This is a genomic window from Clostridium cavendishii DSM 21758 (assembly GCF_900141845.1).
Classification (GTDB): Bacteria; Bacillota; Clostridia; order Clostridiales; family Clostridiaceae; genus Clostridium_AG; species Clostridium_AG cavendishii.
The window spans coordinates 20,978-47,205 of the sequence record NZ_FQZB01000011.1; the positions used below are offsets into that span (position 1 = coordinate 20,978).

General features: G+C 27.2%; 26 protein-coding genes and 1 pseudogene. 9 read left to right on the forward strand and 18 right to left on the reverse strand.

Annotated features, from left to right (window positions below; translation table 11 throughout):
* Position 1: 1 nt before the first annotated feature.
* Positions 2-316, reverse strand: coding sequence for a PTS sugar transporter subunit IIB (locus BUB01_RS12895; RefSeq protein WP_072988365.1), 315 nt, complete (start codon positions 314-316; stop codon positions 2-4).
* 178 nt (positions 317-494) lie between these two features.
* On the opposite strand from BUB01_RS12895, the gene BUB01_RS12900 reads away from it, so the two are divergent.
* From BUB01_RS12900 to BUB01_RS12915, 4 genes are all read left to right on the forward strand, one after another.
* Positions 495-2,423 carry a BglG family transcription antiterminator gene (locus BUB01_RS12900; protein WP_072988368.1) on the forward strand — a complete coding sequence of 643 codons (1,929 nt, stop codon included), beginning with the start codon at positions 495-497 and terminating at the stop codon, positions 2,421-2,423.
* Between the two features lie 368 nt (positions 2,424-2,791).
* Positions 2,792-3,976, forward strand: coding sequence for a hypothetical protein (locus BUB01_RS12905; RefSeq protein ID WP_072988372.1), 1,185 nt, complete (start codon positions 2,792-2,794; stop codon positions 3,974-3,976).
* Positions 3,977-4,462: 486 nt separating this feature from the next.
* Positions 4,463-4,756 carry a zinc-ribbon domain-containing protein gene (locus BUB01_RS12910; protein ID WP_072988375.1) on the forward strand — a complete coding sequence of 98 codons (294 nt, stop codon included), beginning with the start codon at positions 4,463-4,465 and terminating at the stop codon, positions 4,754-4,756.
* A 3-nt stretch (positions 4,757-4,759) separates the two neighbouring features.
* Complete coding sequence (locus BUB01_RS12915) at positions 4,760-5,122, forward strand: DUF2085 domain-containing protein (protein ID WP_072988378.1); 363 nt, start codon at positions 4,760-4,762, stop codon at positions 5,120-5,122.
* A gap of 296 nt (positions 5,123-5,418) precedes the next feature.
* Here the strand turns inward: BUB01_RS12915 and BUB01_RS12920 are convergent, their stop codons facing one another.
* The 3 genes from BUB01_RS12920 to BUB01_RS23485 form a co-directional block, all read right to left on the reverse strand.
* A complete protein-coding gene (locus tag BUB01_RS12920; protein ID WP_072988380.1) occupies positions 5,419-6,027 on the reverse strand; it encodes an SMI1/KNR4 family protein in 609 nt (202 codons plus the stop codon).
* 155 nt (positions 6,028-6,182) lie between these two features.
* Positions 6,183-6,233 carry a hypothetical protein gene (locus BUB01_RS23915; protein ID WP_479723186.1) on the reverse strand — a complete coding sequence of 17 codons (51 nt, stop codon included), beginning with the start codon at positions 6,231-6,233 and terminating at the stop codon, positions 6,183-6,185.
* Positions 6,234-6,271: 38 nt separating this feature from the next.
* Entirely contained in the window at positions 6,272-6,439 is a 168-nt protein-coding gene (locus BUB01_RS23485) for a T6SS immunity protein Tdi1 domain-containing protein (RefSeq protein ID WP_207649991.1), read from the reverse strand.
* 588 nt (positions 6,440-7,027) lie between these two features.
* Here BUB01_RS23485 and BUB01_RS12935 point away from each other — a divergent pair.
* Positions 7,028-7,255 (forward strand): DUF2922 domain-containing protein, encoded by a 228-nt coding sequence (locus BUB01_RS12935; protein ID WP_072988384.1) that lies wholly within the window; start codon positions 7,028-7,030, stop codon positions 7,253-7,255.
* 135 nt (positions 7,256-7,390) lie between these two features.
* Here the strand turns inward: BUB01_RS12935 and BUB01_RS12940 are convergent, their stop codons facing one another.
* From BUB01_RS12940 to BUB01_RS12975, 8 genes are all read right to left on the reverse strand, one after another.
* Complete coding sequence (locus BUB01_RS12940; RefSeq protein WP_072988387.1) at positions 7,391-8,245, reverse strand: hypothetical protein; 855 nt, start codon at positions 8,243-8,245, stop codon at positions 7,391-7,393.
* A 136-nt stretch (positions 8,246-8,381) separates the two neighbouring features.
* Entirely contained in the window at positions 8,382-9,044 is a 663-nt protein-coding gene (locus tag BUB01_RS12945; RefSeq protein WP_072988390.1) for a flavodoxin family protein, read from the reverse strand.
* A gap of 20 nt (positions 9,045-9,064) precedes the next feature.
* Entirely contained in the window at positions 9,065-9,607 is a 543-nt protein-coding gene (locus BUB01_RS12950; protein WP_072988394.1) for a flavodoxin family protein, read from the reverse strand.
* 48 nt (positions 9,608-9,655) lie between these two features.
* On the reverse strand, positions 9,656-10,816 hold the full coding sequence (locus tag BUB01_RS12955) for an alpha/beta hydrolase family protein (protein ID WP_072988397.1): 1,161 nt from the start codon (positions 10,814-10,816) through the stop codon (positions 9,656-9,658).
* Between the two features lie 70 nt (positions 10,817-10,886).
* Complete coding sequence (locus BUB01_RS12960) at positions 10,887-11,618, reverse strand: AraC family transcriptional regulator (RefSeq protein WP_072988400.1); 732 nt, start codon at positions 11,616-11,618, stop codon at positions 10,887-10,889.
* A 409-nt stretch (positions 11,619-12,027) separates the two neighbouring features.
* Positions 12,028-12,633: a protein adenylyltransferase Fic gene (gene fic, locus BUB01_RS12965; protein ID WP_072988403.1), complete on the reverse strand. Its 606-nt coding sequence runs from the start codon at positions 12,631-12,633 to the stop codon at positions 12,028-12,030.
* A 279-nt stretch (positions 12,634-12,912) separates the two neighbouring features.
* On the reverse strand, positions 12,913-14,124 hold the full coding sequence (locus BUB01_RS12970) for an iron-containing alcohol dehydrogenase (RefSeq protein WP_072988406.1): 1,212 nt from the start codon (positions 14,122-14,124) through the stop codon (positions 12,913-12,915).
* A gap of 786 nt (positions 14,125-14,910) precedes the next feature.
* A complete protein-coding gene (locus BUB01_RS12975) occupies positions 14,911-15,546 on the reverse strand; it encodes a GNAT family N-acetyltransferase (RefSeq protein ID WP_072988409.1) in 636 nt (211 codons plus the stop codon).
* A 214-nt stretch (positions 15,547-15,760) separates the two neighbouring features.
* Between BUB01_RS12975 and BUB01_RS12980 the strand changes: the two genes are divergently transcribed.
* Both BUB01_RS12980 and BUB01_RS12985 read left to right on the forward strand, forming a co-directional pair.
* On the forward strand, positions 15,761-16,825 hold the full coding sequence (locus BUB01_RS12980; RefSeq protein WP_084108755.1) for a heparan-alpha-glucosaminide N-acetyltransferase domain-containing protein: 1,065 nt from the start codon (positions 15,761-15,763) through the stop codon (positions 16,823-16,825).
* 45 nt (positions 16,826-16,870) lie between these two features.
* Positions 16,871-17,686 (forward strand): AraC family transcriptional regulator, encoded by an 816-nt coding sequence (locus BUB01_RS12985; protein ID WP_072988415.1) that lies wholly within the window; start codon positions 16,871-16,873, stop codon positions 17,684-17,686.
* Between the two features lie 315 nt (positions 17,687-18,001).
* Here the strand turns inward: BUB01_RS12985 and BUB01_RS12990 are convergent, their stop codons facing one another.
* From BUB01_RS12990 to BUB01_RS13010, 6 genes and pseudogenes are all read right to left on the reverse strand, one after another.
* A complete protein-coding gene (locus BUB01_RS12990; RefSeq protein WP_072988417.1) occupies positions 18,002-18,529 on the reverse strand; it encodes a dihydrofolate reductase family protein in 528 nt (175 codons plus the stop codon).
* Between the two features lie 286 nt (positions 18,530-18,815).
* Entirely contained in the window at positions 18,816-19,565 is a 750-nt protein-coding gene (locus tag BUB01_RS12995; RefSeq protein ID WP_072988420.1) for a GNAT family N-acetyltransferase, read from the reverse strand.
* 817 nt (positions 19,566-20,382) lie between these two features.
* Positions 20,383-20,586, reverse strand: a complete 204-nt coding sequence (locus BUB01_RS13000; RefSeq protein ID WP_072988423.1) for a DUF4177 domain-containing protein — start codon at positions 20,584-20,586, stop codon at positions 20,383-20,385.
* Positions 20,587-20,867: 281 nt separating this feature from the next.
* Positions 20,868-20,957: pseudogene (locus tag BUB01_RS22925) on the reverse strand (IS200/IS605 family transposase); the annotation flags it as partial.
* Between the two features lie 162 nt (positions 20,958-21,119).
* Entirely contained in the window at positions 21,120-23,234 is a 2,115-nt protein-coding gene (locus tag BUB01_RS13005; RefSeq protein WP_242958403.1) for an FtsX-like permease family protein, read from the reverse strand.
* Positions 23,227-23,976 (reverse strand): ABC transporter ATP-binding protein, encoded by a 750-nt coding sequence (locus BUB01_RS13010; RefSeq protein ID WP_072988427.1) that lies wholly within the window; start codon positions 23,974-23,976, stop codon positions 23,227-23,229. The genes BUB01_RS13005 and BUB01_RS13010 overlap by 8 nt, the downstream gene beginning before the upstream one ends.
* A 178-nt stretch (positions 23,977-24,154) precedes the next feature.
* On the opposite strand from BUB01_RS13010, the gene BUB01_RS13015 reads away from it, so the two are divergent.
* Complete coding sequence (locus BUB01_RS13015; RefSeq protein WP_072988430.1) at positions 24,155-24,862, forward strand: LytR/AlgR family response regulator transcription factor; 708 nt, start codon at positions 24,155-24,157, stop codon at positions 24,860-24,862.
* Between the two features lie 12 nt (positions 24,863-24,874).
* Complete coding sequence (locus tag BUB01_RS13020; RefSeq protein ID WP_072988432.1) at positions 24,875-26,143, forward strand: sensor histidine kinase; 1,269 nt, start codon at positions 24,875-24,877, stop codon at positions 26,141-26,143.
* The last annotated feature ends 85 nt before the right edge of the window (positions 26,144-26,228 follow it).

Genomic DNA, 26,228 nt, shown 5'->3' on the forward strand with positions numbered 1-26,228 from the left:
ATTATTTTATAAGTAATTCTAAAATTAACTCTAAAGCTTTATCTCCATTTAAGCTTCCATAAATTAAATTATCAATCATTGCCACAGGAACATTATGAGCCTTACCTTTACTTAATAATTCTTCTTCCATGTACTTTAAATGTGGACCAAATAATAAAACATCAATATCATTGATATAATCATCTACTTCTGACTCACTGCGCGCTTTAATATTAATTGCTACATTACGTTTTTTTGCAGCCTTTCTAATATTTTGAGCCAAAAATCCACTAGATGCTCCACCTCCACAAACAATTAAAACATTTTTTTCATCCATACTAATTCCTCCTTTGCTTTTTGTAATTACAGATTAATCTATTTAAGTTCTCAATTCAAATACTTCTCATTCCTACCATTAGGAAAATAATTTATTTGAGATAATAAATTTCACTATATATACTAATATTAAACATATAATAGATAAAAGAAATTTCATATTGAAAGGATAATTTTTTATGGAAGAAAATAAAAAACTATTATTAGAATATCTTAAGAAAAAAAATGATTGGGTAAGTTCAAAACAATTATCTATATTGTTATCTGTATCAACTAGAACAATTCGTAACTATGTAAAACAGTTAAATACAGCTTTTGAAAATCAAGAACTAATATTTTCTTCCTCACTAGGATATAAAATAAATCTAGAATACTATAATTTAATTAAAAGTAAAAAAAAGGAACACGAAAACATTGAAACTCCTCAGCAAAGGATAGATTTTATTAGAAATAAGCTAATAATACATCCTGAAGGTTACAGTATATACAACCTTTATACTGATTTATATGTAAGTGAAGAAACTATATTAAGTGATATAAATGTTTTACAAACATTTTTTAAAAGTTTTAATTTAGAAGTAATAAAAAAAGACGGTGAAGTTCTATATTTACAAGGTCTTGAACGAGATAAAAGGAAAATGATTAAATATATTATAAATTTAGAAAGTGCTGAAGATTTCATTCCAACTGAAGCATTAAGCATGTTTGCTATGAATTTGAATGAAGAACAATATAAAGATTTCCGTAATTCCATTCTTTCAATTTTTAATAGTAATGGCTTATTTATAAATGATTATGCTTTGAATAATGTTACTCTCCATTTAATAGTTATGGTTCAGAGGATTGCTAAAGTATTGAATATATCAGAATATGTACCAATTGATAAAATAAAAAACACCATAGAAGCTAAAGTAGCAGAAGAAATAAATATATATCTTAATAAAACCTATGAAATCAATCTAAATGATTCTGAAATTTATTATTTAACTTTAACAATATCTAGTAATACATCTAAAATTAATTATGCATTAATAAATGCAAATAATATCCATAACTTCATCGAAGATAAATACATCAAAATAACAAAAGAAGCTGTTGAAAATGCTGAAAAAATCTTCTTACTTGATATTTTTAATGATGAATTTTTAACTAAATTTACGATACATATTCGTAATCTTATAATAAGAGCAAACAATAATTTTTATACAAAAAATCCTTTGACGAATAAGATAAAGGAGACTTATCCTTTAATCTACGAGATGGCTGTATTTATAGCAATGGAAATTGAAAAAAATGCAGATATACAAATTAAAGAAGATGAAATAGCCTTTCTTGCTTTGCATATTGGTGCAGAAATAGAAAAAAATAATTGCTTTAAAAATAAAATAACAGCTGTGTTTGTATATGCAGATTATTATAATTTACACACCCATGCTTATGATAAAATTAAACATATTTTTAATGATGATTTGGAAATTATAAATGCAACATCTATTAATAATTTTTCTTTAAAAGAAGTAAATGCTAATTTGATTATATCATCTGTACCGATAATATCAGATAAACATACAACAATTATAGTAAATCCATTTATTAACGATGATGATTTAAATAAGATAAAATCTACAATAAACACTATAAAAAAGAATAATAAACAAGGAAATTTAAAAAAATATCTTGAATACTTCTTAAGTCCTATACTTTTTAAAAAAAATCTTTATTTATACGATAAATTTGATATGATTAGATGTTTAACTGAGGAAGTTATTACCTTAGGATTTACGAAACCTGATTTTTATAAAGAAGTTATTCAAAGAGAAAAAATGTCATCTACGTCATTTGGTAATTTAGTAGCCGTCCCTCATTCAATGAAACAGAATGCAAAAAAATCCTTTGTTTCTATAGTATTAAATGAAAAAGCAATAGAATGGGGAGAGCATTTAGTTAACATTGTTGTTTTAATAGGTATAAGCCCTACTGACTCCTCAGCTTTCAGAGAAATTTTTGATGTTTTAATAGAAATTTTATCTGAACCGAAAAATATACAAAGCTTGTTGAAATGTAATAGCTTTGATGAATTTTTCTCCACAATTTTAAATATGATTTAGTACTTATTCACTTTATAGTTGTAATATACAATAAAGTCTGTGAACAAAACTCTATAAGTCACAAAATAAAATAGCCTTATATGATAAAATAAGAATATCATATAAGGCTGTTTTTATTATAAAAAAAGAAAAATATTAAATTTAAACTTAATTAATATCTTAATTTTTCATTATGTATATGATAAGCATTAATACTATAAAAAATGTTTAAAAGAAAGTAATTGTGATTTAAAAATAACTAAAACAGAAAAAGCCTATATTGCTAGGATTATAGAATGTTAAGGAGGTATAATACTATCTTGTAATCACAAACAATCAATTACTGCATATTATAAAACGAAAAAATATTATTTTAAGGAGTGTTTTTTATGCAGAAATGGATTCTCCAACCTAGTAATTCTTTATTGATGTTAGGGGATTTCAATGCTAACTATTATGTTTTTCCCTATGAAGTAGATTCTGATGTAGAGATTGTTATCAAAGGGCAATTTCCATATGCAAGATATATATCTTTTACTTTAAGTGGTCAAATGGACAATGTCATAGCTACAGCATCTGATCGATTATTAATTCCTGACCCTGGAAGTACAAATCCTTTTTTACCTTGTTCTGATTGGAATGCAAAGAATCGTAATTATACTATAAAAATCCTTCCTACTGCTCCACCAGAGGGATCTGAGCATTTTGTCCCTGAGGCAGGCAATAACACCTTTTATGCTGGAACTTTAAAAGATGGTACACCTAATAAATTTGGACTTATTGGATTCCGAATTTATGTTCCTAGCATTGGCTATGATAAGACGGGTGGCGTAGGTCTTCCTAAAATCACTTACTGCTCTACAAAAAAGAATTGTAGAAATACAAGAACCTATAAAACTGTTAACAAAACCACTAATCCTGAAATTCCATCAACCCCTACAAATATTTTTGATAAAGAACTTTTCTCTGAACGTTGTAACAATATAGTTGGACAAAACTGCGATTTAATCTGGAGTCGTATAGGTGTTATAGCAACAAGAATTTTACAACCTGACCTAAATACTGTCTATATACTTTCTGATCAAATAAAAAGAGATCCTGATAATTTATTATTTATTAGATGGAAAGCTCCAACATTTCCTGACACCTATCATAATATCGGAATCTCAGGACACGAGGACATGCGTTACTGGAGTATGTCTTTTATAACAAAAGTGGGCTTATTAGGACTCTACACTCTTAGTGATTTTCAAACCGTTACTGATAAAAATGGTTATGTTAATCTTGTTATCAGCTTTGGAGCCCCACGACCATCTTGTGTGACAACCGAAAATGGTTTTAATTGGATTGATGCCAGTGAACTTCCTTTAGTTCCCCTTACCCTTTTCTATAGAAACAACCAGGTATCTCAATCATTTCCTTATACAGCAAAGAATGTACCAGAAGGCCAAATCGTTCCACCAGAAGTTATGGGAGAGTACTACCCTTGTGGTAAATATGTAGCTCCTTTCTATTTTGATCCATGCTATTGTCATTATAATGACGGACATGACAATGATAATTACTCTTGTTAATGTAAAGAATATCTATTAAATATTATTTCATCTGTTATTTTATGATGGTTGATGTAAATGTTAATATGAAAAGGTATGAAAATTCAAATATAAAAATAAAATGTATCCTTTGTCAATGACAATTTCAAAAAAGTCTATGCGCCATTGACAAGATGATTTCTGTATTAACAGGAATCATCTTTTTTATGCCCCTTAAAATTATAAGTCTTTAAGATGTTATCTTTAGAAATCTCATACTCAGCATCTTGTTTAAATCTATAATTCTGTGGCTTTGATGAAAAATAATTATAATATCCTCATCTAGATACTTCCGGTTATTTTGCATAAATGACTAAGTATATTTTTAATTAAACTTTTATTCTTAAATGGATAAAGTCATCACTTTCCCATAATTCATCAAAATATTTCATATCAATACAATAACCCCAATATATTGACAACAAACCAGTGTTTACATATAATTTTAATGAAAGGGGTGGAATTCTAATGTTTTGTAAAAATTGTGGACAAGAAATTGATGATAAAGCTCACATATGTATACATTGTGGAGTTGCTACAAACTCAAATCCTGCATTAGTAGATAATGGTGGATTCGGATGGGGAGTATTAGGTTGTTGTATTCCAATTGTTGGTCTTGTTTTATTTTTAGTTTGGAAAGACAGTAAACCAAAAACTGCAAAAGCAGCTGGTATTGGAGCTTTAGTTTCAGTTAGTGTTATAATACTATTTTACGTATTAATTTTTGTTATTGGAGCTGCTGGAGCTATGTCTAGTTATTAAAAAATGGTACAAGCTTTTTTTTATAAGTGGTTACCAATTGTTTTTGGTTGCCATTGTAGAGCGGATAGATCTTTCTATTTTAGAAATGAACAATTCCCTATATGTGCTAGATGTACTGGTGAACTAATCGGGATAATTTGTTCTCCATTTCTATTCTCAGTATATCATCCTAATATAATATACAACATAATTTTAATGGCTCCAATGATTTTAGATGGACTTATACAATTATCAACTAATTATGAAAGTAATAATCTAAAAAGATTTATTACAGGACTTATTTTTGGTTATGCTTTATGTAATATCTTTATAATATCAGTTGTTTTTATGTGGAACTGTGGTTATAATTATGGTAAAAATTTCTAAATATTATACTTAATAAGTTTAAGCATATGGTTCTATAATTTAAACAATATAAAAAATCAATTTTATGAGAAATTCATAGACATAAGATAAAGGAGCTGTCCCATTAGCGGATTTTAAATTCGTCATATGCTCCCCTTATGGTAGACAGATAAAATAATAAAACTGTTTATCATGAGGGGAGTATTTTTTTGTATAAAAAGATATTGTTACAATGATAAAAGTGCTGAAGAAAAATGCTATGTAATTAGCTTTTTAATTTTTGTATCTAGAATTATCTTTTTCTCTATCATACTATTTTAATCTAAATACTCCTCAACATCATCTATTTGATTATCTATTAACATCTTAATAAATACAGTAAATTTCTTATTTATCTCTACAGCATATTTATCTATTAATTCGTAGGATAAATCATATTGCTTCATTACACCCTTACTAAGCAATGTTATTATTTTGCCATTAAATACACTTTTATCTACGATAATTATTCTAGGTTCTCCATCATTAAGTACATTTAAATCCATACATATAGCATTACCACCTGTTGTAGTTGCAAATGTTATTACTCCATATTTTATCAATAGTGCACCTGGAGCTAATTCAGAGTTTTCATGTTTTATGTCATCAAGCGATAATAAAAATACATCCCCTCCTAAATCTATACCATTTATAGGAGAAAATCTTTTGTAAAAATAAATGATTTTTTTTGGAACAGTGATATCTTTTAATTCTTCTAATTCTTCTTTTTCATAAATACTATTATAAAAACTATACGTTTTAAATAAGTTACTTATAACTTCTAAATCATTATCTTCTGCTATTTCAAATAAAGAATCACTCGTTTCTTCATTATTACAACTTAATTTTATTTTTAATTCTTCTACTAACCAATCTATTGATTTCATTATATCTCATACTCCTTTATTTTTATTGCTTTATGAACTTCTTACTTTATTAACTGCATTATTATACCTACAATAATTTATTATGCACTGAGCTTTATACATTTAATTTTTTATAGTTTTGTAGTAAGTACACCTCTTAAATTAACTCATTTTTATTATTCAATTTTCCCTACCATTTGTGTAATTAATTCTATATACTCTTTTATTTTTACTTTTTGTAAATTATGTACTTTTTCACTACCTCCTACCTCCTACCTCCTACCTCTAGTAAAAGTACATATCCAAAGCATTCGTTATAATCTAATTCTCCATATTTTTTTAAAGCTTCATTATATTTATTTAATTCCATATATTTCTCTACAAAATACTCATCAACTGTTAATTTGTTCATACCAGCTTCTTGCTCTACCAATTGCCTAGCAAATTCAGCTTCATCATATTTGGCTTATAATTAAAATTTTCTTCAATTGCATCTATTCTAAATATAGCTTTCCCAGCTTTAGTCGTCCCCTTGTGGAACTAAGGTCGTCTTATTTAATTTTAGTAATATTTTCTAATATTTTCAATATTTCTTATTAATTTTCAACTATAAAGTCAATGAACTAGACTACTTTATTTTTCAGCTAGTTCACTTTCTCTTTATATAACTTATTTATTAAGATTATGCAGTAAGATATCATTAAGATTATATTAGTTTTAATATATACAATGTAAATTTAGACTTATCTGATGATGATTTCTTTGAAGTAGGTAAGTCACTTACAAAGCTTTTAGATCCACCTAATACTTCATTCCAAAAAGAAGTTAGATTAGCTCTAGCGTAGGCTAAGCTACTAAGATAAGTGGAAGTTTATTAATTTTCTTGTTCCGTTAATGCCGTTATAAGTCACATAAAATTAATAAACTTCTACCTACAAACTTATAACCTAATTTTAATATAAATTAAACAAAATCAATCATTGTACAAGTATGTATACGAGATATATAAGGGAGGAAAAACATGAGTAAAAGAAACCTAGTACTTATTATGACTTTCAAAACTGAATTTTTAAAAAATGCTAGCATATCCTTAAGTGGTGTTAAAGAAAATCTTTCTAAAGAAGATGTTAACTGTGTTATGGAGCTTTTAATAGCTAAGAAAGCTTTTGATTGTAGAGGTGGAAAATTAGTTTCAAAGGTTAAACCTGATGTAGTTAATAAAACTACTGAAACCTATAAATTACAATAATATATACTGCCCATAAAAAAGAAGAGAAGTGATATATAAAATGGAACCTATAAGATAGACACTTATAAAAGAGAGCTATCTATATAGGTTCTTTTTTTAATATACTATGACAATTCTTGGTATATTTATGTTATTTTAAACTTCATTAAGTACAAATTCCTTTAAATACCTTATCATTTCGTTCCATTCAGCTGGAGCTTTTATTATATTTGTTTCTTCATACATATCAGTTTTAACTACTCCTTTGTTGGGCAAAACATCTATAGTATTAACAATACTTGTGGAAATTTGATTTCTAATATAGCTTTCTAAGGTTTCTTTACACTTAAAAAAACATTCTGCTGTTGCTTCTATCGGATTTACTAGCTTTGTGATGGTGTTATGTGAGTTTTCTTTTATTTCTTTAAATAAATTATCAATATTTTCTTGATTTACCTTATCTTCATTAATGTAAAAATAATTTTGTGCTAATATTAGATACTTTTTAAACAAATCTAAATCAATATTTTTTATTTTATTCCTATCAAAAAATTGCCATCTTCTACAATTAGTTAGAATTACTTTTTCATTTTTACAAAAATATGTTGTAATTTCATTTATAATATGAATATCATATGAATCAAAATCCTTATTAAACATTTCAGAATTTGCTTGACTTTTAACCTCTATCAAGCCATAAATTTGAGTTTTAACACCACCTTCTTTATTATTCTCATATTTATACCCTTTAGCTATTAATAAATCTGGAGCTGTACCATCTTCAATAGTATAAATAAACCTATTATGTTTAGGTTTATTTGTACTTTTCCTAGGCTTACTATTGCTAGATGTATCCACAATTTGATAATCTTTAAAGACGCTTTCTAAAAATGGTTTTATAATTTCTAACTGATAATTAATTTCTCTAGGACATGTTTCAGATATTGTAATTACCTTATTTAAATAAATATCAAATGTATAATTCATTCCTACTATATCAAGTTTATCCACACGCCTTACCTTCCTTTCAAATTACTACCTATAATGTATATTAATATCATATTTCCTATTACAAATGATAACATTAGCAAGAAACATTGTAAACAAAACCGATTTATTAAATATGACCTTATGAAGATTACATTAATTACTTAGTTTGATATCCATAATCTAAAGGTTTTGCAAAAAATTTATCTTTACCTATCTTATTTTTAACAGGTATTTGAATTATTCTTCCGCAAATTCTATAAAAAAAAGGATTCATAAAAGATTTAGACATTAACTTATATACCTCTTTAGGTACACTTTCATCATTAATAAATGAATTAATTAACATATTTAATGATGTCATAAACTTCTTATAAGTTTTAGCTGATTTCTCAAGCTCATTACCATCTATAAGAGTTCCTGGAGATAAGCTAATCCCCCCCATCCATTCAAATCCCATTTCTTTTGCAAACAGCTCACAGGTTTTAATTGCTGCCTTATTTGCTTCAACTTCTGGAAATCCGCTGTTTGTTATTACAAACAACTTTTTTTGCTTTGCTTTTAATTTTTCCCTGTTCTCATAAAGAGTCTCAAAGAACTTAACAACTAAACCAGGTACTGAATTCTGATATATTGGAAGTACAAGTACTATTGTGTCTGAAACATCAACACATTCCACCTGTTGTCCTTCTTTTCTCAAGTAAATCATCGAACAATGCGCCTCTTTCTTATTCAACTTGTCCATTATATAATTCCCAATAGATTCTGAATTACTTTTTTTTGACTTTGGACTACCTATAGCAATAAGTATATTTTTCACCATATTTCTTACCTCCTATCATACTATATTAATCGCTCTAAAAAACTTAAATCAGTTTCATCAGTAACTATCTTAACATCTGCTTTACTGCTAGCCTCTGATAAGTTACAGTTTAACACTGTACTTTTAAAATTATTTATAGCTTCAACATCTTTATTCTTAATAATTCCTATAAATATAATATCTGGATAGCCATCATAACGATTCTTCATAGCAGTTCTGCCATTTTTTTCAACTTGGTAAGGTAGAAAAAGTGGCTCAGTTCTGTCAATAAAATTCTTCGTTACAGAATTACACATACCAAATTGAATCGGCGAAACAATAATTAAAACATCACTCTCTAAATATTGTTTTAGGATATTATTAACCCCATCATTAATAGTACAAATTCCAGGCTTAACATTTTGACAGCAATCGCATCCTATACAATTTTTAGGATTAACTTCATTTAAATTATTAATTTTGTAATTTATATTCGCCTTAATTAAACCTTCTTCTAATTTTTCTATTACTTTTACATAAAATAAATTGTCTTCCCTGCATCCATTAATAATTGTTATATTCAAATGTAATCCCTCCAACTAATTTCTATATTTTAAAAATCATTTTTGCTTTTATTGCTTATCTTTCATAAATCCAATCCAGTTAATCATAGTATCATGGCAAAGTTTTAAATTTCCCAAATTGCAATGTGCCTCTCCTGACTCATATTCTGTAAATATTCTAACTGTAATTGACTTCGCATTAGTAAGTGTATTAATTTCTGCTCCTACTGTTCTATAATCAATTAAATGATCTTTTGTTGCCCCAATAATTAAAACATCCTGCTTAATCTTATCAGCTATATTATAAATTTGATACTGATCCATTTTCTTAAGATACTCATAAGGCGTTTTTGCTTCATAAGCATACATTCCATGAAGAAATCCCCATTTTACAAGCTCATCACCTTTTTTAATCTTAGCTCCTATAATAGTATTAATTATAGAAGCTAAATTGTACTTCATACAAAAATTAGTTATTCTTTGGATTTTCTTAGGACGCATTCCTATCAGCACATCTTTAAAATTCGTAAATACTGACCATGCAATAACTTTTTTAATCCTGTCATCAAAAGCTGCTGCACGTGGTGCAAGCATTCCTCCAAGTGATGCTCCTATTATAGTTACTTCATCTAGCTTAAGATAATCTAGTACTGCTTTTACTGGTTTCTCCCATTCATGAGTAAAGTGTTTCCTCTGAACACGTATGACTCCTCCCTGTCCTGGACCTTCAAAAAGATAAGTATCATATCCCTGTTCCGCAAAATAAAGCATAGAAAAGAAAAATTCTTCTATATATGAATCATTTCCACCATGAAGAAGTACTGTCCCCTTCTTTTCCTTATTAGCCTTTGCAAACATTACTGGCAATTTTACATCTTCATAAGGCACTTTATATTGTTTTACCTTTCCACTTTCAAAATAATCTGCATAGTATTCATAAAACATTTTTGTTGCTAAAAGATAATATTTTTTCTTATCTGGATCGCCATCATACATAAAAAATTCACTCATTCTATAATAAGCAATGGCATTTTCTATTCTTCCATCTTCAATAGCTTCATCACCTATTTCAATCATTTTTCTTTTCCAATCATTACTTGTATGTATATCTTTAGCTATATATTTAATGTCTTCTATGCGTCCACCATCCCACATAATTGTACGGTTTAACTGAAAATTTAGATTTAAATTATCATTTAATTTATAAGATCCAACCCTAAACTTAACCATATTATAAAACACCTCCATTTCTTATATTTATTTTAAAAGAAATGGAGGTGTAATTACTTTCAATTAGTTGCTATTCTTTTATTGTTTTATATACATCTCTTAAAGATATACCAAACATTCGCTTACAAGTTGATGCACAATGTGATGAACTATCAAATCCTGCTAAAATGCATGCGTCAGTAATGCTTCTACCTTCACAAAAGTATTTATAAGTTTTACGTAGCTTTTCAAATGCAAGATAACTATGTAACGTCATACCTGTTTGCTCCTTAAATAAATGTGATAGTCTACCTTTTGATACATATATATGATTGCTCAAATCTTCAACAATTGAATGTTCAATTGTTTTTAATCCACTAATATAATCTAAAACTTTTTCTATTCTTTCCTCATATCTACCTTCATCCGAATTATCAATTCTACACTGCCTCAATAATATTGTATCAAGTGTTTCTTTATCATTAAGATGCTCTATATATTTCTTTACAATACTATCAACAACATTGTCATTTATAATGCAATAAGAATTTCCATTAAGATATTTTTTCTTTATTGATGCAGTATACCTACTTATTTCAGTAAACAAAAATATAATTGCACCATTTTCATCTATTCTTCCTGTATGAACTACATTTGAAGCAATACAAATTCCACGACACTTTATATTTTTATTTTCAATCTGCCATTCCATTTTCCCACCTAAAGAAATAATAATATGTGATGCAAGATGTTTATGACTTTCTGGACTTTTATAATCAGCTAATATCATCATAGGATCACAAAATTTAAAAATCTCCGACATTTTTACCTCCTCGTTTAATAATATTAATACACTTATTTTTATAATTTTCTCTTACGTTACTCCATCTCATTTTGTCTTACTCCTTCATGCATAAACTCTTTCAACGTATTCACCTATACAAATTTGGAATTTATATATTTTGCCCTTCCTCCAATCTTATCCAAATCACCAACCAAAGTAATACTTATCTGCTCTGAATATAAATCTATATTAGAAATCAAATTTCCACATACACATCATAATCAATGTTGTTTCAAATTCAAGTTTCTATTATAGCTTTTTATAAAAAATAAGATAATTTTAGTTAAATAACTTATTATTTATTAACTAAAACTATCTTATTCAAATCTCTAACCATACACTTATCTTATCTTATTTTATTAATTTCATCCTCATGTAACGGTAACTATTATAAGTCTTCTGTCTTATAAACAGTATATCCTTCATAATAATAACTCGTATCAATTCCCTTCATATAGATTTCTCTATCGTTAATTTTATCAGTTAATGCTTGCTTTAAAAGGTGCTTAATCTCTATATCTTTTATAGGACTACGTTCCATTGCAAGCAAATAATCATTCTTATCAACTTCACTCCAGTTAACTACTTTGCCTAACTCTTTTTTTAACATTAAATCAAACCAAATTCGTGCACTTCTTCCGTTTCCTTCTCTAAAAGGATGGGCAATATTCATTTCAACATATTTTTCAATTATTTCATCCAAACTTGATTGTGGCATTGACTCAATATGTTCTAATGATGCTTTTAGGTACATAACAGGCGCAAATCTAAAATTCCCTTTTGCAATATTCATATCACGTACTACTCCTGCAAATTCATATATATCCTCAAATAAATATCTATGAATCTCAGCTAATGTATTATATTTTCCTGCTTCTAAGCTATCTAAATATCCACTTTCGAATAATTCAATAGCTTTTTTCTTACTTATTTTTTCTTCTACCCTAGCAAGTTCAACCGAATCTGTAATTTGCAATTTATTATTAAGTGCCATAATACCTCCTGTATAAATAAATCTCTACCTTTTCTCTTATATATTAATACCTTTTTATTCTCTATTTTAATTTTTTATCTTATTATAACACTAATTGAAAATTTCTTTAATAAAAACTTGGTTTTAATCTTAATTTACTTACACTATACATATCTTATATAAATTTAATGTTCTTTAAAAGTTAAATACTAATCCTTAATATTTTTTCTAACAATTTGGGTTCTCAACAGATACGCTTCATCTCAGGCAAACCCTTTTCATAATTCTTTAAAGACTATATTATAGCAATAAATTTTTCAGTAATTCTTCACATTCATTGACACTCATTATTTTAGGCACAGGATAACTTGGATTTCCTTCTTTTATAGCTCTTTGTGAAATTAAAGGTATATCTTCTTGCCTTAATTCTTTTATACCTAACGGAATATTCATATTCTTATTCATATCCTTTATAGTTCCTATCAATTTTAGGGCTAAATTTTTTTTATCATCATTTTTATCTCCTAAATTTGCATAAATAGCAATTTCAGATAACTTTATATAAACTGACTCTCCATAATACTCCAATACCTTTGGAAGTATTATGGCATTAGCTAGACCATGAGCTACCCCATACAATCCACCAATACTATGCGCTATTGCATGTACATAACCAACATTAGCTCTAGTAAAAGCTTCCCCAGCATAATTTGATGCCACTAACATAGCGTTACGGCCTTCAATATTAGTTCCATCCTTATATACATTTTCTAAATTATCAATAATTAGTTTTATTGCTTTTAATGCCTTGTCATTTGTATAGCTTGTTCCATTTTTACCCACGTAAGCTTCAATAGCATGGGTTAATGCATCCATTCCAGTTGAGGCAGTGAGATGTTGTGGGACACCAACAGTTAATTCTGGATCTAATATTGCAAAATCAGGGACAAGTTTTAAATCTGCTATTGCATATTTTTCATGGGTATTTGAATCTGTTACTACTGCTGCAATGGTAACTTCCGAGCCACTTCCTGCCGTAGTAGGCACTGCAAAAAATGGCGGTATAGGTTTTTTCACCTTAAAAAATCCTCTTAAGTCTTTAATCTGTAAATTGCTATTTGTAGCTCTGGCTGCTGCCACCTTTGCACAATCAATTGGAGAACCTCCTCCAATTGCAACTATTGCCTCACAATTAGAGTTTTTATAAACTTTCAGACAGTCTTCAATATTTTCTATAGTTGGATTAGGTTTTACACTATCATAAATCTCATAACTTATATTGTTTTCTTTTAGCTTTCCGAAAAAGTCTTCCAATAATCCTGATTTCACTATAGTTCGGCTTACTATGATTAGCACCTTATCAATACGCTGTTCCTTCATTATATCTGGTAATTTATTCACACTACCTGCCCCAGATACTAATTCAGGTATTTTGAACTTTACAATTTTAGTTCCTACTCTAGCTGCTGCTTGGATAGTTCTATAATATCCTTTTTTTAATTCCCAAATCATATTCTACCTCCATGTTACACTATGTTAAAATTAATACCATTATAAAAGAAAACCTACCATATTATAACTATTAATTTGCTAGCATTTAGCCATTCCAGTTACTTTCATGTTGCTTTTCCAATCATTTCATTTTTACCTCCTATTATTTTACTTATATTACAATATGATACACCTTATAAAGGAAGTTATCAAATCTATTTTTCATCTAAAACTTCATTCAGATTCCACCTCAAGGTGGACATCCTTGCCATTAGCTAGTGGTTCCTACTACCAAGCCAACGATGGACTTTCATCATCAGGTACTTGCCAATTTTGAGTACATTAAAAAGGAGCTATATAAGAATATAACTTGATATACCTCCTTTTATATGTTTTACTCATTCATTTGTAATACAAATTATTAATAGAAATCTACTTAAACATTCGATTTTTTGTTCAACTTTTTCATCTTTTAATATTTATATTTTATAATCTTACCTATAGTCCAATAGAGTATTATCATTTAAGAATTTATTGCTGAAACAACTTTATTTCTACTGTTATTTGTAGTTAAAATTATTTCTTTGTAAATATAATCTATATTATTTTCAATTAAATCACTGATTTTCATCACTTCTATTACAATAAAATTATAACATAATCCAATAAAATTTTTTATATCATTAGTTTATTTACTAATATTTAATCACTATATATTTACTTCATCACATATCTCAACTACATCATTTAGATTTTCAAAAAATTATATAACGCTGTTTTAATTAACTGAAAACCTTATTTAACAATCTACTTTTCCCATACATTAAGTTGATAAACAATTGTATTTTCCTCATCTAATGAAGAAAATTTAAATCTACGTAATTCATTAAATCCATAGCGTTCATAAAATTCCCAACTACAATCGGTAGTAGTCCAAAGAAATACTGTATCTAAGTTATTTTCCTTACAAAATTCAACATATCTATTCATAAGCTTACGACCATAACCCTGACCTCTTAAAGAAGGAGAAAGTATGAATAGATTTATCTCACTATCAAAATTATCAGCATCTGCTTCACCTTTTGCATCATGACTCTTCATATTTTTATATACTTCAAAAGCTCGTTTACGTTGTCCCAAATCTCCAATTATAATGTGCCACCACATACTAATATTCAGCTTATATTGAATAATAGTATACTTAAATTCCTTAATCCAAGCATTATCTTCAATACTACCAAATAAAATTCCAACTACCTGATCATTATCATCAACAATTAGGTCTAAATGCTCTGACCAATTAACACAATTCATAACATAATGCTTATAAATATACTTAGGATTTTTTGGATTTATAAGATTTTCTTCAAATAACCATGTACTCTTAACTATTTCTATACAGCTATCCAAATATTTCTTTTCAAACTTTTTATACTTTAACATCATTTTTTCCTCCAATCTACTATTTATAAATTCTAAAGCACATCATATTTGTAGGTCAATATATCAAAACAATTATAATTTGTCTTATCTAATAGTTGATTTAAATAACTCTCTAATGTAATTTCTACCGACAAATTAATCCCATTTAAAACCGGCTTTATATTTTCTTTATGATATTATTAAATGTATACTACTATATAGGAGGTACAAAGTATTGTTTACTAAAGAAAAAATAAATACCGGAAGACAGCTCGAATTTGATATTGCACGTGGTCTTGCCGTCATCTTTATGATTATAATTCATGCTCAACTATACTTTGCAAATACAAGTACCTTAAGCACTTATTTTGCAAATTTCAATGATTTTACTGGAGATATTCCTGCTGCCCCAGTGTTTATGTTTTTATTAGGTGTTGGTATTAACTATACTAGAAAAAATAATCCAAAGTTAATAATGCAACGTGGATTAATACTTATTTTTATTGGCTATCTTTTAAACTTTATTAGAGGATTTGCTCCTTTAGTAATTTTAGTAATTAAAGCTTATACTCTAGCTGATGCATCCTATTTATATAAAGCTATTAGTGAATTATTATCTGTGGATATTTTACATTTCTCAGGCCTTGCAATGATTATGTTTGGATTATTTAAAAAATATAATTTAAAAAATATTCAAATATCAATAGTAGCCATAGTTTTTGCTTTATTAAATCTAGTTATGTTAAATATTAAAACAAATAATATTGCAATATCAGCCCTTACAGGATTATTTTGGGGAAGTAATGAAATTACCTTTTTCCCATTTTTAACATGGATGTTTTATCCTATTGCAGGATATATTTTTGGTAGTTTTTTAATTAGATGTACTAATAAGAAAAGATTTTATACTATATCTGCTTTAATCTCAGCAATAGTATTTTTTTGTGGAGCATATTTATTTAATATAGTTTTTGAAATTCCAACTGGATTAAATAGTGATATAGGATATTATCACCATTTTTTAACTGACAATATCACATTCACAGCGTTTATAATACTTGAGATTTGCATCATAAGTTTTATAACACCTTTTGTGCCTAAGTTTTTACAAAATATTTTCACAAGATGGAGTAAGAACGTTACAATAATATTCTGTATCCACTGGGTCATAATCACATGGTCTACGCTATTTATTCCTTTAGGAAGCATGGGAATATTTAATTTTATATTATATATAATAATTCTTATAATAGTAAGTGATTTTTTAGCATATTACTATTCAAAGCTAAAAGAAAATTAATTTTGCAATATATGAACTAATAATAAATTTATAAATGGAGGATTTATGGATTGGATAGAAACTATAAGAAAGGCTTTAAATTTTATAGAAGATGAAATATCAAACAGTAAACTTTCTATAGAACTTATTGCGCAGCATGTATATGTTAGTGAGTCACATTTTGCAAGAGCCTTTAATATTTTGACTGGATTTACTTTGTCTGAATATATTCGTAATAGAAGATTAAGCATATCTGGGGAACTTTTAAATAAAACAGATTTATCAATAATTGATGTTGCATTTAAAGTTGGATATGAATCTCCTGAAGCTTTTTCTAAGGCCTTTAAAAGATTTCATGGTGTAAATCCAAGTGAAGGTAGAAATGCTAAACTTAAAGAATTCTATCCTTTACATGTGACTTTAATATTAACTCAAGAACGTCCTCTTACTTGGACTATTGAAGATAAAAAAGCAATCTTTTTAAGCGGAACAACTACAGTGGTTAATTATGAAAATTCTTATGAAACTGAGTATATATGGCCACAATCAGAGGCAGATGGATATATTGATAAGTGTTTTAATTTCGCCGGGTTTAAAGCCTTAGTGGGAGTATCTGTAGATAAAGGATACACTATTAAAGCAATGTGTGATAAAAAATCACCGGAAACAACCTGTATAATCCCACCTAATAAGTGGGTAATTTTCCCTTGTCATGGTGATATTCCAGAACATATTAGTAGAGTATGGTCTCAAATCTATACAAATTGGATGCCAACAAATGATTATAAACTTAACGATTATCCAATGCTTGAGGTTTACTTTGAAAACGAGGATGGCTATGATGACTGTGAAATTTGGATTTCTATTGAAAACAAGTACTAATATTATAATTCATAGAGTGTGTGAAAGTTCTTCTTTTTTGCATAATAAAACAGCTTTTTATTTTATCATAAAAAGCTGTTTTATTTTATAATATACAGAGTTTTTTCACAGATCCTCTGTATCATTAACCATTGAACTATTTTCTTTTTCACTGTAAATACTGAATCTTTCCAAATACTTATCTACATCAAGCTAACTGTGTTTATAATTAATTTTATTAGACATACTTTCTAGAACTTTAATAAATATCTCATGAAATACCGTAACTCCGCAGGTGAGGATAGTGGATGGTATTTGATATACTTGATTTTCAACCTATTTGTTCCTCTTTGAATATTTCATTACTACAATACCATCTTCAACAGAGTAATATTGTAATGATAAGTCTATTTTAGGGTTATTTTCTAAAAATAACTTTCTGCCCTTCCCCAAAATAGTAGGTATTATCCCTATAACATACTCATCTATTACATCCGCTTTGATAAAATAATCAATTACTCCACCACCGCCAAATAGAAATATGTTTTTCCCTTCATTTTTCATATTAGCAATTTTTTGCACTATATCTCCATTTATGAAATGATAGTTTTCATAGTTCTCTATTTCTTTAGATGTTGCTATATATACATCTTTTCCTGTAAAGTCTTTATGAAAACCTTGGTCATAACAATTTTTCCCCATGACTACAACATCAATATCTTCCAAAAATTTATTATAATCCCACTTCTCCACAGTATTAAGTGTGTTATTACCAGCTCCAATTATCCAATCATAGCCTCCATTTTCATCAGCTATGTATCCATCTAAGCTTATTGCTAAGTTTAATATTATTTTTCCATCCATTTCTTTTACTCCTTCAATTTACAGCTAATATTATTGTGTTATAAATTAGTATCCTTGATACAAACTATATTATACTTGACAGCCTATGTCATATTAAAAAAGGATTATTATAAAAACAGATAATTTAACATTTAAAATTATATCTATATATATAAACTTTGAATAAAACTCAATTCAAACTTATATAAATATTATTTATACTTTTCAAGATGATATCTTAAATAATTAATTTACATAGAAATCGTAAACTTTTTATAAACACCTACTTATTATGATAATTATTTTCTCATTTCTTAAGTATTCTTTCTAAACTTCCCATATCTAATAAATTAACCGTCTCAAATTTCCCCTTATAAAACACACCATAGTTATTAAAAACACAAGGCAATTCCTTTGCTTTTTGTAGTGTATCCACTTGAATTAAAGATAAAGGAACATCTTTCATTTCACAATACTGTTTTATCTTTTCAATGTTTTGATAGATGTAAGGGCATTGCATATCATAATAAATTATTAAATCTTTACATTCAATTTCTTGTTTTTTAGCATTTTGCATGAACTTTGGTGTTGTCCCATCAAAAGAAAGTGCAAGCAATTCATATCCATTATCAGTAGTATCAACAACCTCAAAACCAAACCTCTTCACAAATGATTGATCAGAAAGCCAATGTTTTTGTTTCTTTGCTCCCAGCATACAAATACCTGATTTACCCTTTTCCCTTGCATCTGCTAAACAATACTCCATCAATGATTTTCCATACCCTTTCCCCTTATAACTACCAGAAACCCATAAGCAATATATATAGTAATAATTATCACCAGTTATAGGAACCCAAGCTTTCTCAAGAGGCGCATATTCAATAAAAACTGTTGCCTTTTCATTTAACTTTCTAAAAACGTGCCCTTCATTTAATCTATCAGAAAGCCATTGTCGTTTTCCCTCAATACCTTGATGTGTTTTTTTACTGCGTATGATACAGCATAAATGCTCATCAGCAATATTTTCTGTTGTTAAGTTAACAAAATCATTACACATATTTTAATTTTCCTCTCCTACAAATTCCAATCTATGTTACGAAATTTAAAATTATTATTTAGCAAAGTAATTCACATCTATTTTCTTCATTATGATTAATCCAAAATACAGATTCATATGCTAAATATTTTTATACATACTATAATCAAGCCTACTTGTAAATCATTATATTTTAAGTAACATTTGTAAATAGTGTAATTATATTATAATATGAAAATAAATCAAGAGCTATCATGTTAAGTAATATTATTTAAATTTCTGATGAAAATTTTTGTATTAAATTCGGACAACTGTTTCGATATTACTTTGGAGGTAAATCCCCCCCATTACATTAGTTGCTTTAGCCGGTAAAAAGTAAATAATAAATCCTATAATCACTGCACTGACTACTAACATTAATACTATTTTTTTCAAAATTCCCACTCATAAATTTAAAATGCGTATCACGAAGCTCATATTTTAACAAATTAGATTTTCAATATAAATATAAGTATCTACTACTAGAATTAATGATTTGTTAATGTAATCCTAATAAAGGCTAAAATTTATAATGGTAGAGGAAAACCTCATCGTATCAAATGTACAATTCCGATTAATGATTATAGGAATAATTAATAAAATTATAAAAAAAACAATAAGGTATGACTTTTATAGCCACACCTTATTTGGATTATTTTTCATCTAGAATGCTATTAGTACCTATTTTAAAAATGTCTGCAATTGCCTCTAGACCCATTACTTCAGTAAGTGTAATCAATAGACAAAATGTGATAAGAACTTTAATGAATATTTATATCTTTATTATTCCTTTAATCGATTACAATTTCTCAAAAATTAGTGTAGCTTGAATTCTATCTCCGCCCATAAAACCTTTGCTACCTGACGAAGCAGTAGTAATGGTATGTAATCTATAACCTTTAGCAGCTTGTGCGTTTATAACTTTTTCTAATTCTGTCAAATTACCTGAGCCTGTCCCAATAAGCTTTTCTTTTAGTACAACTTGCAAAACAACATATTGCATAATATTTCATCCTTTCTTTAGCGCACATATCTATATGCTTAATTTTTGTACATTTCGTATCACACCTATATCGTTTTTACACTTTTTATCATAAATAATATCATTTTACATAATATCTTAAAAATCAAAAAATGTCAATTTTTTTACATTTTCATCGAAATTAAAGTTTTTAATTGTATAGCAAACCCGTAATAACTGAAACCATGACAAATGTTATTTCTATTGAATACAAAACCTCAAAAAGTCAGGGCCACAAGTAAACGTGTATATATACTTTCATACGCTTCTATTATTTCTACCCCTTTATTCTCACATAATTTTCTTAGTATCTCTCCTATATAAATTTTTATTTTCTCATAGCTAAAAGCTCTTTATAACCACAGGTATAACCTGTGGTATTCAAAATACAGCAAAAACCCTGGATTACTCCAGGGAGGACAAGTCCATAATATTACGCATCATAGAGGGGCTCATAGAAACTGTTATCATATATTATTCATCAATATGATTTGTTACTACACTCTTATACACCATTAAATTCCAAGTATCTTTTTTACTTTTCTAAATGATATTCTATAAATTATATACATAAACAAAAAAACACTAAGTGTAATTATTAAATTAATTCCAAGAGAAATAGATTCACTTTCAGTAATTCTTCCACCGTCATTTCCATACAGGATAAGAATGTTTAATAAATATATTGCAGATGCTCCAAGTATCGTTGGAATAGTAAATATTTTTTTGAGTTGAATTTTTATACATCTTTCAATATAATTATTTCTTGCACCAAGTCTTTTTAAATCATCAAACAGTAGCTTATTATTAGTAGCAATTGTTATGCTTCTTATATATGAAACTATTGCTACTGCTATAAGGCATATAATTGAGATAAAAATAAATAACATAAGAAAAACAGCTATATTTTTCAAAATATCTTGATGATCTAAAACAGTAAACGAAGGGTAGTATTTCCAATTTAAAAACAGTTGTGTATTGGAAGAACTTAACTCAACATGCTGTTGTTTTTTATAATTCTGTTTATGTTCTTCTTTTTCTACTAATTTATTTTTATATTCATCATAAGAAGTATCTACTGCTACATCATCAGAACTTCTTTTAATAATTTCATTTTTTAATTTATTTGCAAAATCATAAGTTTTATCTGGATTCTTTACATTAAAAAGAACGAAATTCTCAAAGTTTTCAATTGGAAGATTTTCAATAAACCTTTGATAATCTTCGTCAGAAATTACATATTTTGTGGTATCTTTTTTTACAAACGGTTGAAATATTATTGTTCCTTTGTATTTAACCCTTTCAGATATATCAGTTACAGGATTTGTAATTGTATTTAACTCATTAAATTTTTTATGAGCAGTTTCTGCACTATTAGTTTCAATTATAGTTAAATACTCATTAGGTCTAAGACTAACCTTATTTTCTGACACTTTATTAAAGTCACTTTCGCTGAAAAATTCACTATAGCCTATTTTTTTAATAGGAGTAAATGTTATTTTACCATTATCTTGCCAACTTTCATTAATTCCATTTACTATGAGTGAAATAGATTTAACTTCATTATAGCTAGTAATATCTACTTTGTATTCTTTAGCAAGAGAATATATCTCATCTTTTTTAATTTGATTTTCAGATGCTTTGTAGTAAAAAGCATAATCAACTGGATTATGCTTAATTGAGTAAAAAACGCTTGAAACAGCCATAGGTGAATAAAATGCAGCAAATAATGCACCACCTATTAAAAGTGATATAGTACACATATTTTTTACAGTTTGTTTTCCTATAAATTTCATCATACTCTTTGGAATTATGTTTTTATAATATTTTCTTGAATTTTTTCCTTTTTTATTATAAATTACAACATAGGTTGTAAACATATATATACCAAGTACAGATAGTAGAAATGTTATATCCCAAATTTTAGGCATATGGTAGCTAAAGTAGCGTATAGATATTAGAGGTACCCCATATCCTAAAATTAACCCTGTAATTATTAAAATTATTCCAACTACTTTATACCAGTGTTTTACATCTTTAATTACTTCAGTTTTTCTATGTTCATTAATTATATCTATTATATTAGTACGTTTTAGAAATCTTACACCCATACTAAATATACATAATGTAACAAACAAACAGAAAATAATCCCCACTATAAGTCCGAACCATCCTATATGATATTGCATTTCTTTTGTATCAATGATTAGCATTTGAAATAGTTTCCAAATACTAAAGGATATTGGAATGCTTAATAGCAAACCAATTAAAGAACTAATAAATGTAATAAGTGAAAGTTCAAAGAAAAAGACTTTTTTAAGCTTATTTTTTTTCGCACCTAAAGATAGAAGTATTCCTGTTTCTCTGCTTTTGTATTTGAAGAATAATGAAGAAGCATAAGTTGTAAAGGCTACACATGCAGTTATGGCGATTCCGAATACAAGGTATACCTGCTTTCTGCTGTCACCTCCAACTGGAAGTATTTTTTGTACTGTTGGACTAAAAAACATTACAGCAAAAGAAGTAACAAGAGAAACTGATAGTATTGTACAGAATATTAGCAAGTAATAATTTTTAATATTTTTAGAACGGAGTTTTGAGTATATAGAATTCATTGTCATCTTATGCATCCTTGTCACCTCCAAGTACTTTTAAGGTTTCAAGTAGAGAATCAAAAAAATCACTTCTATTACCGTTTCTTTTTAATTCTTTATATATATTTCCATCTTTTAATACTATAACTCTGTCACAGAAACTTGCTGAAAAACTATCATGAGTTACCATAAATATAGTAGCATTAAGCTCATCTTTAGCACGAATAAATGCATCAATAACTGCACGGCTTGATTTACTGTCTAAGTTTCCAGTTGGTTCATCTGCCAGTATTAAAAATGGATTATTTATTAGAGCTCTTGCAACTGCAGTTCTTTGTTTTTCTCCTCCTGAAATTTCAGCAGGATATTTATGCTTAATATGAGAGATACCAAAAAGTTCACATAATTTATTCGCAGAACTTTCCATAGTTGCAATGTTTTTATCACCAATTATTTGAGGAATACAAATGTTTTCAAATATTGTAAGTCCATCAAGAAGCATAAAATCTTGAAACACAAATCCTAACTTTTCATTTCTAACATCTGCAAGTTCATCTTCTTTAAGATTAGCTATGTTCTGATTATTTAATAAAATTTCTCCACTGTCAAAAGGTATAAAACGAGATATACTGTTTAATAATGTAGTTTTTCCACTTCCGGACGGCCCCATAACTCCAACAAATTCACCTTCACATACTTCAAAAGATACATTTTTTAAAACATCATACTTTATACTATTTGTTTTATAAGATTTGTATAAATTTTTAACTTGTAGCATAATAAAAACCACCTTTCTATATTTTTTCTTGATATATATATAGTAGCGTGGAAATTATTTTTATTTAAGAATGATGAATGTAATATAAAGCATGTTTTTTGTAATGTTTTGCATCAATATACATATTATATAAAAACATACAAAACAGTATGTTATAATTTTTATAGGAGGTGTTTATATGCTTCATGTTTGTATATGTGACGATGAAAAACTTCAAAGGAGTGGCCTTAAATCTACAATTAGTACACAACTTGAACTTAAAGGTATAGATTTTTCTGTACATGAGTTCGAAAATGGTGAATCGTTAAAATCAGTTCTAATTAAAGACAATAATTATTTTGATATTATTTTTCTTGATATAGAAATGAATGGAATAAACGGAATAGAAACTGCAAGGAAAATACGAGAATTAAATGATAAAGTAGTAATTATATTTGTAACTGGATTTTCTGATTATGTATTTGACGGATATGAAGTAAAGGCACTTAACTATATATTGAAACCATATATTAATGAAAAAATAGTTGATGTTCTATTTGAGGCATTAAAACAAGTTGAGAATGTTCAAAATGATTTTTTTATAGTTCAGTTAAACAGAAGTTCATATAAAATAAGTCTTAGTGATATTATTTATTTTGTAAGTGATAAACGGAAGCTAAAGCTTATAACCAAACAAACTACATACGAATTTTATGCAAAACTTGATGATATAGAAAAAAAAATGCCTAGTTATTATGTAAGAATACATAATAGATACTTAGTTAATTTGAATTTTGTAAGAGCCATTGAAAATAATTCTGTAGATGCAAATGGTGAAAAGCTTCCTATAAGCAGAACAAGATATCAAGAAGTTATGATTGCTTTTGCAAAATCTATGCTTTCTTAGGGGGTAATATTTATGGAAAATTTACTTCGAATTTGTTTTTATAGCTTAACAAGCTTAGCTTTCATTTTAATAGGAATAAATATCTATAAAATTACTGACTGTTTTGTAGATATAAAAGAAAATAAAATTATAAGGGTAATTGCATTTTTAGCCTTTCCAATTGTCGCAATGGTTGTTATATATGTAGGAGATGTTGAAAATGTAATATATGCTTTAATTGGATATATAGCTGTTATGTTAATATGTTATAAAGGTAGCATTATAAAAAGAATCTCTGTAGTTATGGTGCTTTATCCTATTATAGTATCTTTTAATTTTATAGTTAATAATATAAAATTTCTTACACAAGGGTGTTTTACTTCACGAATAAATTATATGATAGTAAGTTATATATCAGTTTTGTTCTGGTATCTTATGTATAGATTTATGAAAGATAAAATTTTGTATGCTAAAGAGTATATTAATGACAGTGTATGGATACTTATAGATATTATATGTGCTGCACCACTTATATCTATAGTTGCAACAATAATTTTATCTGAATATAACGAACAGTATAAAGCATATATAATATCCTTAGTTTGTATTATATCTAATATTGGAATTATCTCAATCATAAATTACATAATTAAAAGTGTTAAAATTAGTTTTGAAAATCAAAATTATAAATTGCAGTATGATTATTATAAATCATTAGAAGAAAAACAATTGGAAGTAAGAAAAATATATCATGACATGAACAATCATCTACAGGTAGTGGCTAATTATATTAATAGTAATGATATAGATAAAGCTAAAATGTATTTTCAGGATTTAACAACAAAAACTAGCTTTTATAGAAATAAAGTATTTTGCAAAAACAGTATCGTTAATGCAGTTTTAAATAATAAATATGATGTAGCAGTTCAAAATGAAATTGATTGTAAAATAAATATTTCAATTAAAGATCTCCTTTCAATTGACGATATGGATTTATGCACAATATTTGCAAACTCTTTTGATAATGCAATAGAAGCTTCACTTAAAATAGAGAATATAAAAAATAGAAAAATAACTGTAAAAGCTAGAATAGATAAAGGATATTTTAGTTATTCTATAATCAACAATAAATTAGGAGATATTTTAAAACTTAATGGAAATATATTATCAAGTAAAAACGATAAAAAATGTCATGGCTTTGGACTTAAAAATATAAAAGGTATTGTAGATAAATATGACGGAACTTTTAATGTCTCTTATACAGAACATGAATTCACATTAATTATCATCATAAAATTATGATAATTAATGTGAACTAATATACTTATTATAAAACCACAAAATAATTTTCCAAAACCACGAAAAGCCAATGAAAAATCTATAACTT

Excerpts from the sequence above, each read along its gene's own strand:
- BUB01_RS12895 (WP_072988365.1), bottom strand. The coding sequence starts at position 316 with ATGGATGAAAAAAATGTTTTAATTGTTTGTGGAGGTGGAGCATCTAGT.
- BUB01_RS12900 (WP_072988368.1), top strand. The coding sequence starts at position 495 with ATGGAAGAAAATAAAAAACTATTATTAGAATATCTTAAGAAAAAAAAT.
- BUB01_RS12905 (WP_072988372.1), top strand. The coding sequence starts at position 2,792 with ATGCAGAAATGGATTCTCCAACCTAGTAATTCTTTATTGATGTTAGGG.
- BUB01_RS12910 (WP_072988375.1), top strand. The coding sequence starts at position 4,463 with ATGTTTTGTAAAAATTGTGGACAAGAAATTGATGATAAAGCTCACATA.
- BUB01_RS12915 (WP_072988378.1), top strand. The coding sequence starts at position 4,760 with ATGGTACAAGCTTTTTTTTATAAGTGGTTACCAATTGTTTTTGGTTGC.
- BUB01_RS12920 (WP_072988380.1), bottom strand. The coding sequence starts at position 6,027 with ATGAAATCAATAGATTGGTTAGTAGAAGAATTAAAAATAAAATTAAGT.
- BUB01_RS12935 (WP_072988384.1), top strand. The coding sequence starts at position 7,028 with ATGAGTAAAAGAAACCTAGTACTTATTATGACTTTCAAAACTGAATTT.
- BUB01_RS12945 (WP_072988390.1), bottom strand. The coding sequence starts at position 9,044 with ATGGTGAAAAATATACTTATTGCTATAGGTAGTCCAAAGTCAAAAAAA.
- BUB01_RS12955 (WP_072988397.1), bottom strand. The coding sequence starts at position 10,816 with ATGGTTAAGTTTAGGGTTGGATCTTATAAATTAAATGATAATTTAAAT.
- BUB01_RS12960 (WP_072988400.1), bottom strand. The coding sequence starts at position 11,618 with ATGTCGGAGATTTTTAAATTTTGTGATCCTATGATGATATTAGCTGAT.
- fic (WP_072988403.1), bottom strand. The coding sequence starts at position 12,633 with ATGGCACTTAATAATAAATTGCAAATTACAGATTCGGTTGAACTTGCT.
- BUB01_RS12970 (WP_072988406.1), bottom strand. The coding sequence starts at position 14,124 with ATGATTTGGGAATTAAAAAAAGGATATTATAGAACTATCCAAGCAGCA.
- BUB01_RS12975 (WP_072988409.1), bottom strand. The coding sequence starts at position 15,546 with ATGTTAAAGTATAAAAAGTTTGAAAAGAAATATTTGGATAGCTGTATA.
- BUB01_RS12985 (WP_072988415.1), top strand. The coding sequence starts at position 16,871 with ATGGATTGGATAGAAACTATAAGAAAGGCTTTAAATTTTATAGAAGAT.
- BUB01_RS12990 (WP_072988417.1), bottom strand. The coding sequence starts at position 18,529 with ATGGATGGAAAAATAATATTAAACTTAGCAATAAGCTTAGATGGATAC.
- BUB01_RS12995 (WP_072988420.1), bottom strand. The coding sequence starts at position 19,565 with ATGTGTAATGATTTTGTTAACTTAACAACAGAAAATATTGCTGATGAG.
- BUB01_RS13000 (WP_072988423.1), bottom strand. The coding sequence starts at position 20,586 with ATGCAATATGTTGTTTTGCAAGTTGTACTAAAAGAAAAGCTTATTGGG.
- BUB01_RS13005 (WP_242958403.1), bottom strand. The coding sequence starts at position 23,234 with ATGCATAAGATGACAATGAATTCTATATACTCAAAACTCCGTTCTAAA.
- BUB01_RS13010 (WP_072988427.1), bottom strand. The coding sequence starts at position 23,976 with ATGCTACAAGTTAAAAATTTATACAAATCTTATAAAACAAATAGTATA.
- BUB01_RS13015 (WP_072988430.1), top strand. The coding sequence starts at position 24,155 with ATGCTTCATGTTTGTATATGTGACGATGAAAAACTTCAAAGGAGTGGC.
- BUB01_RS13020 (WP_072988432.1), top strand. The coding sequence starts at position 24,875 with ATGGAAAATTTACTTCGAATTTGTTTTTATAGCTTAACAAGCTTAGCT.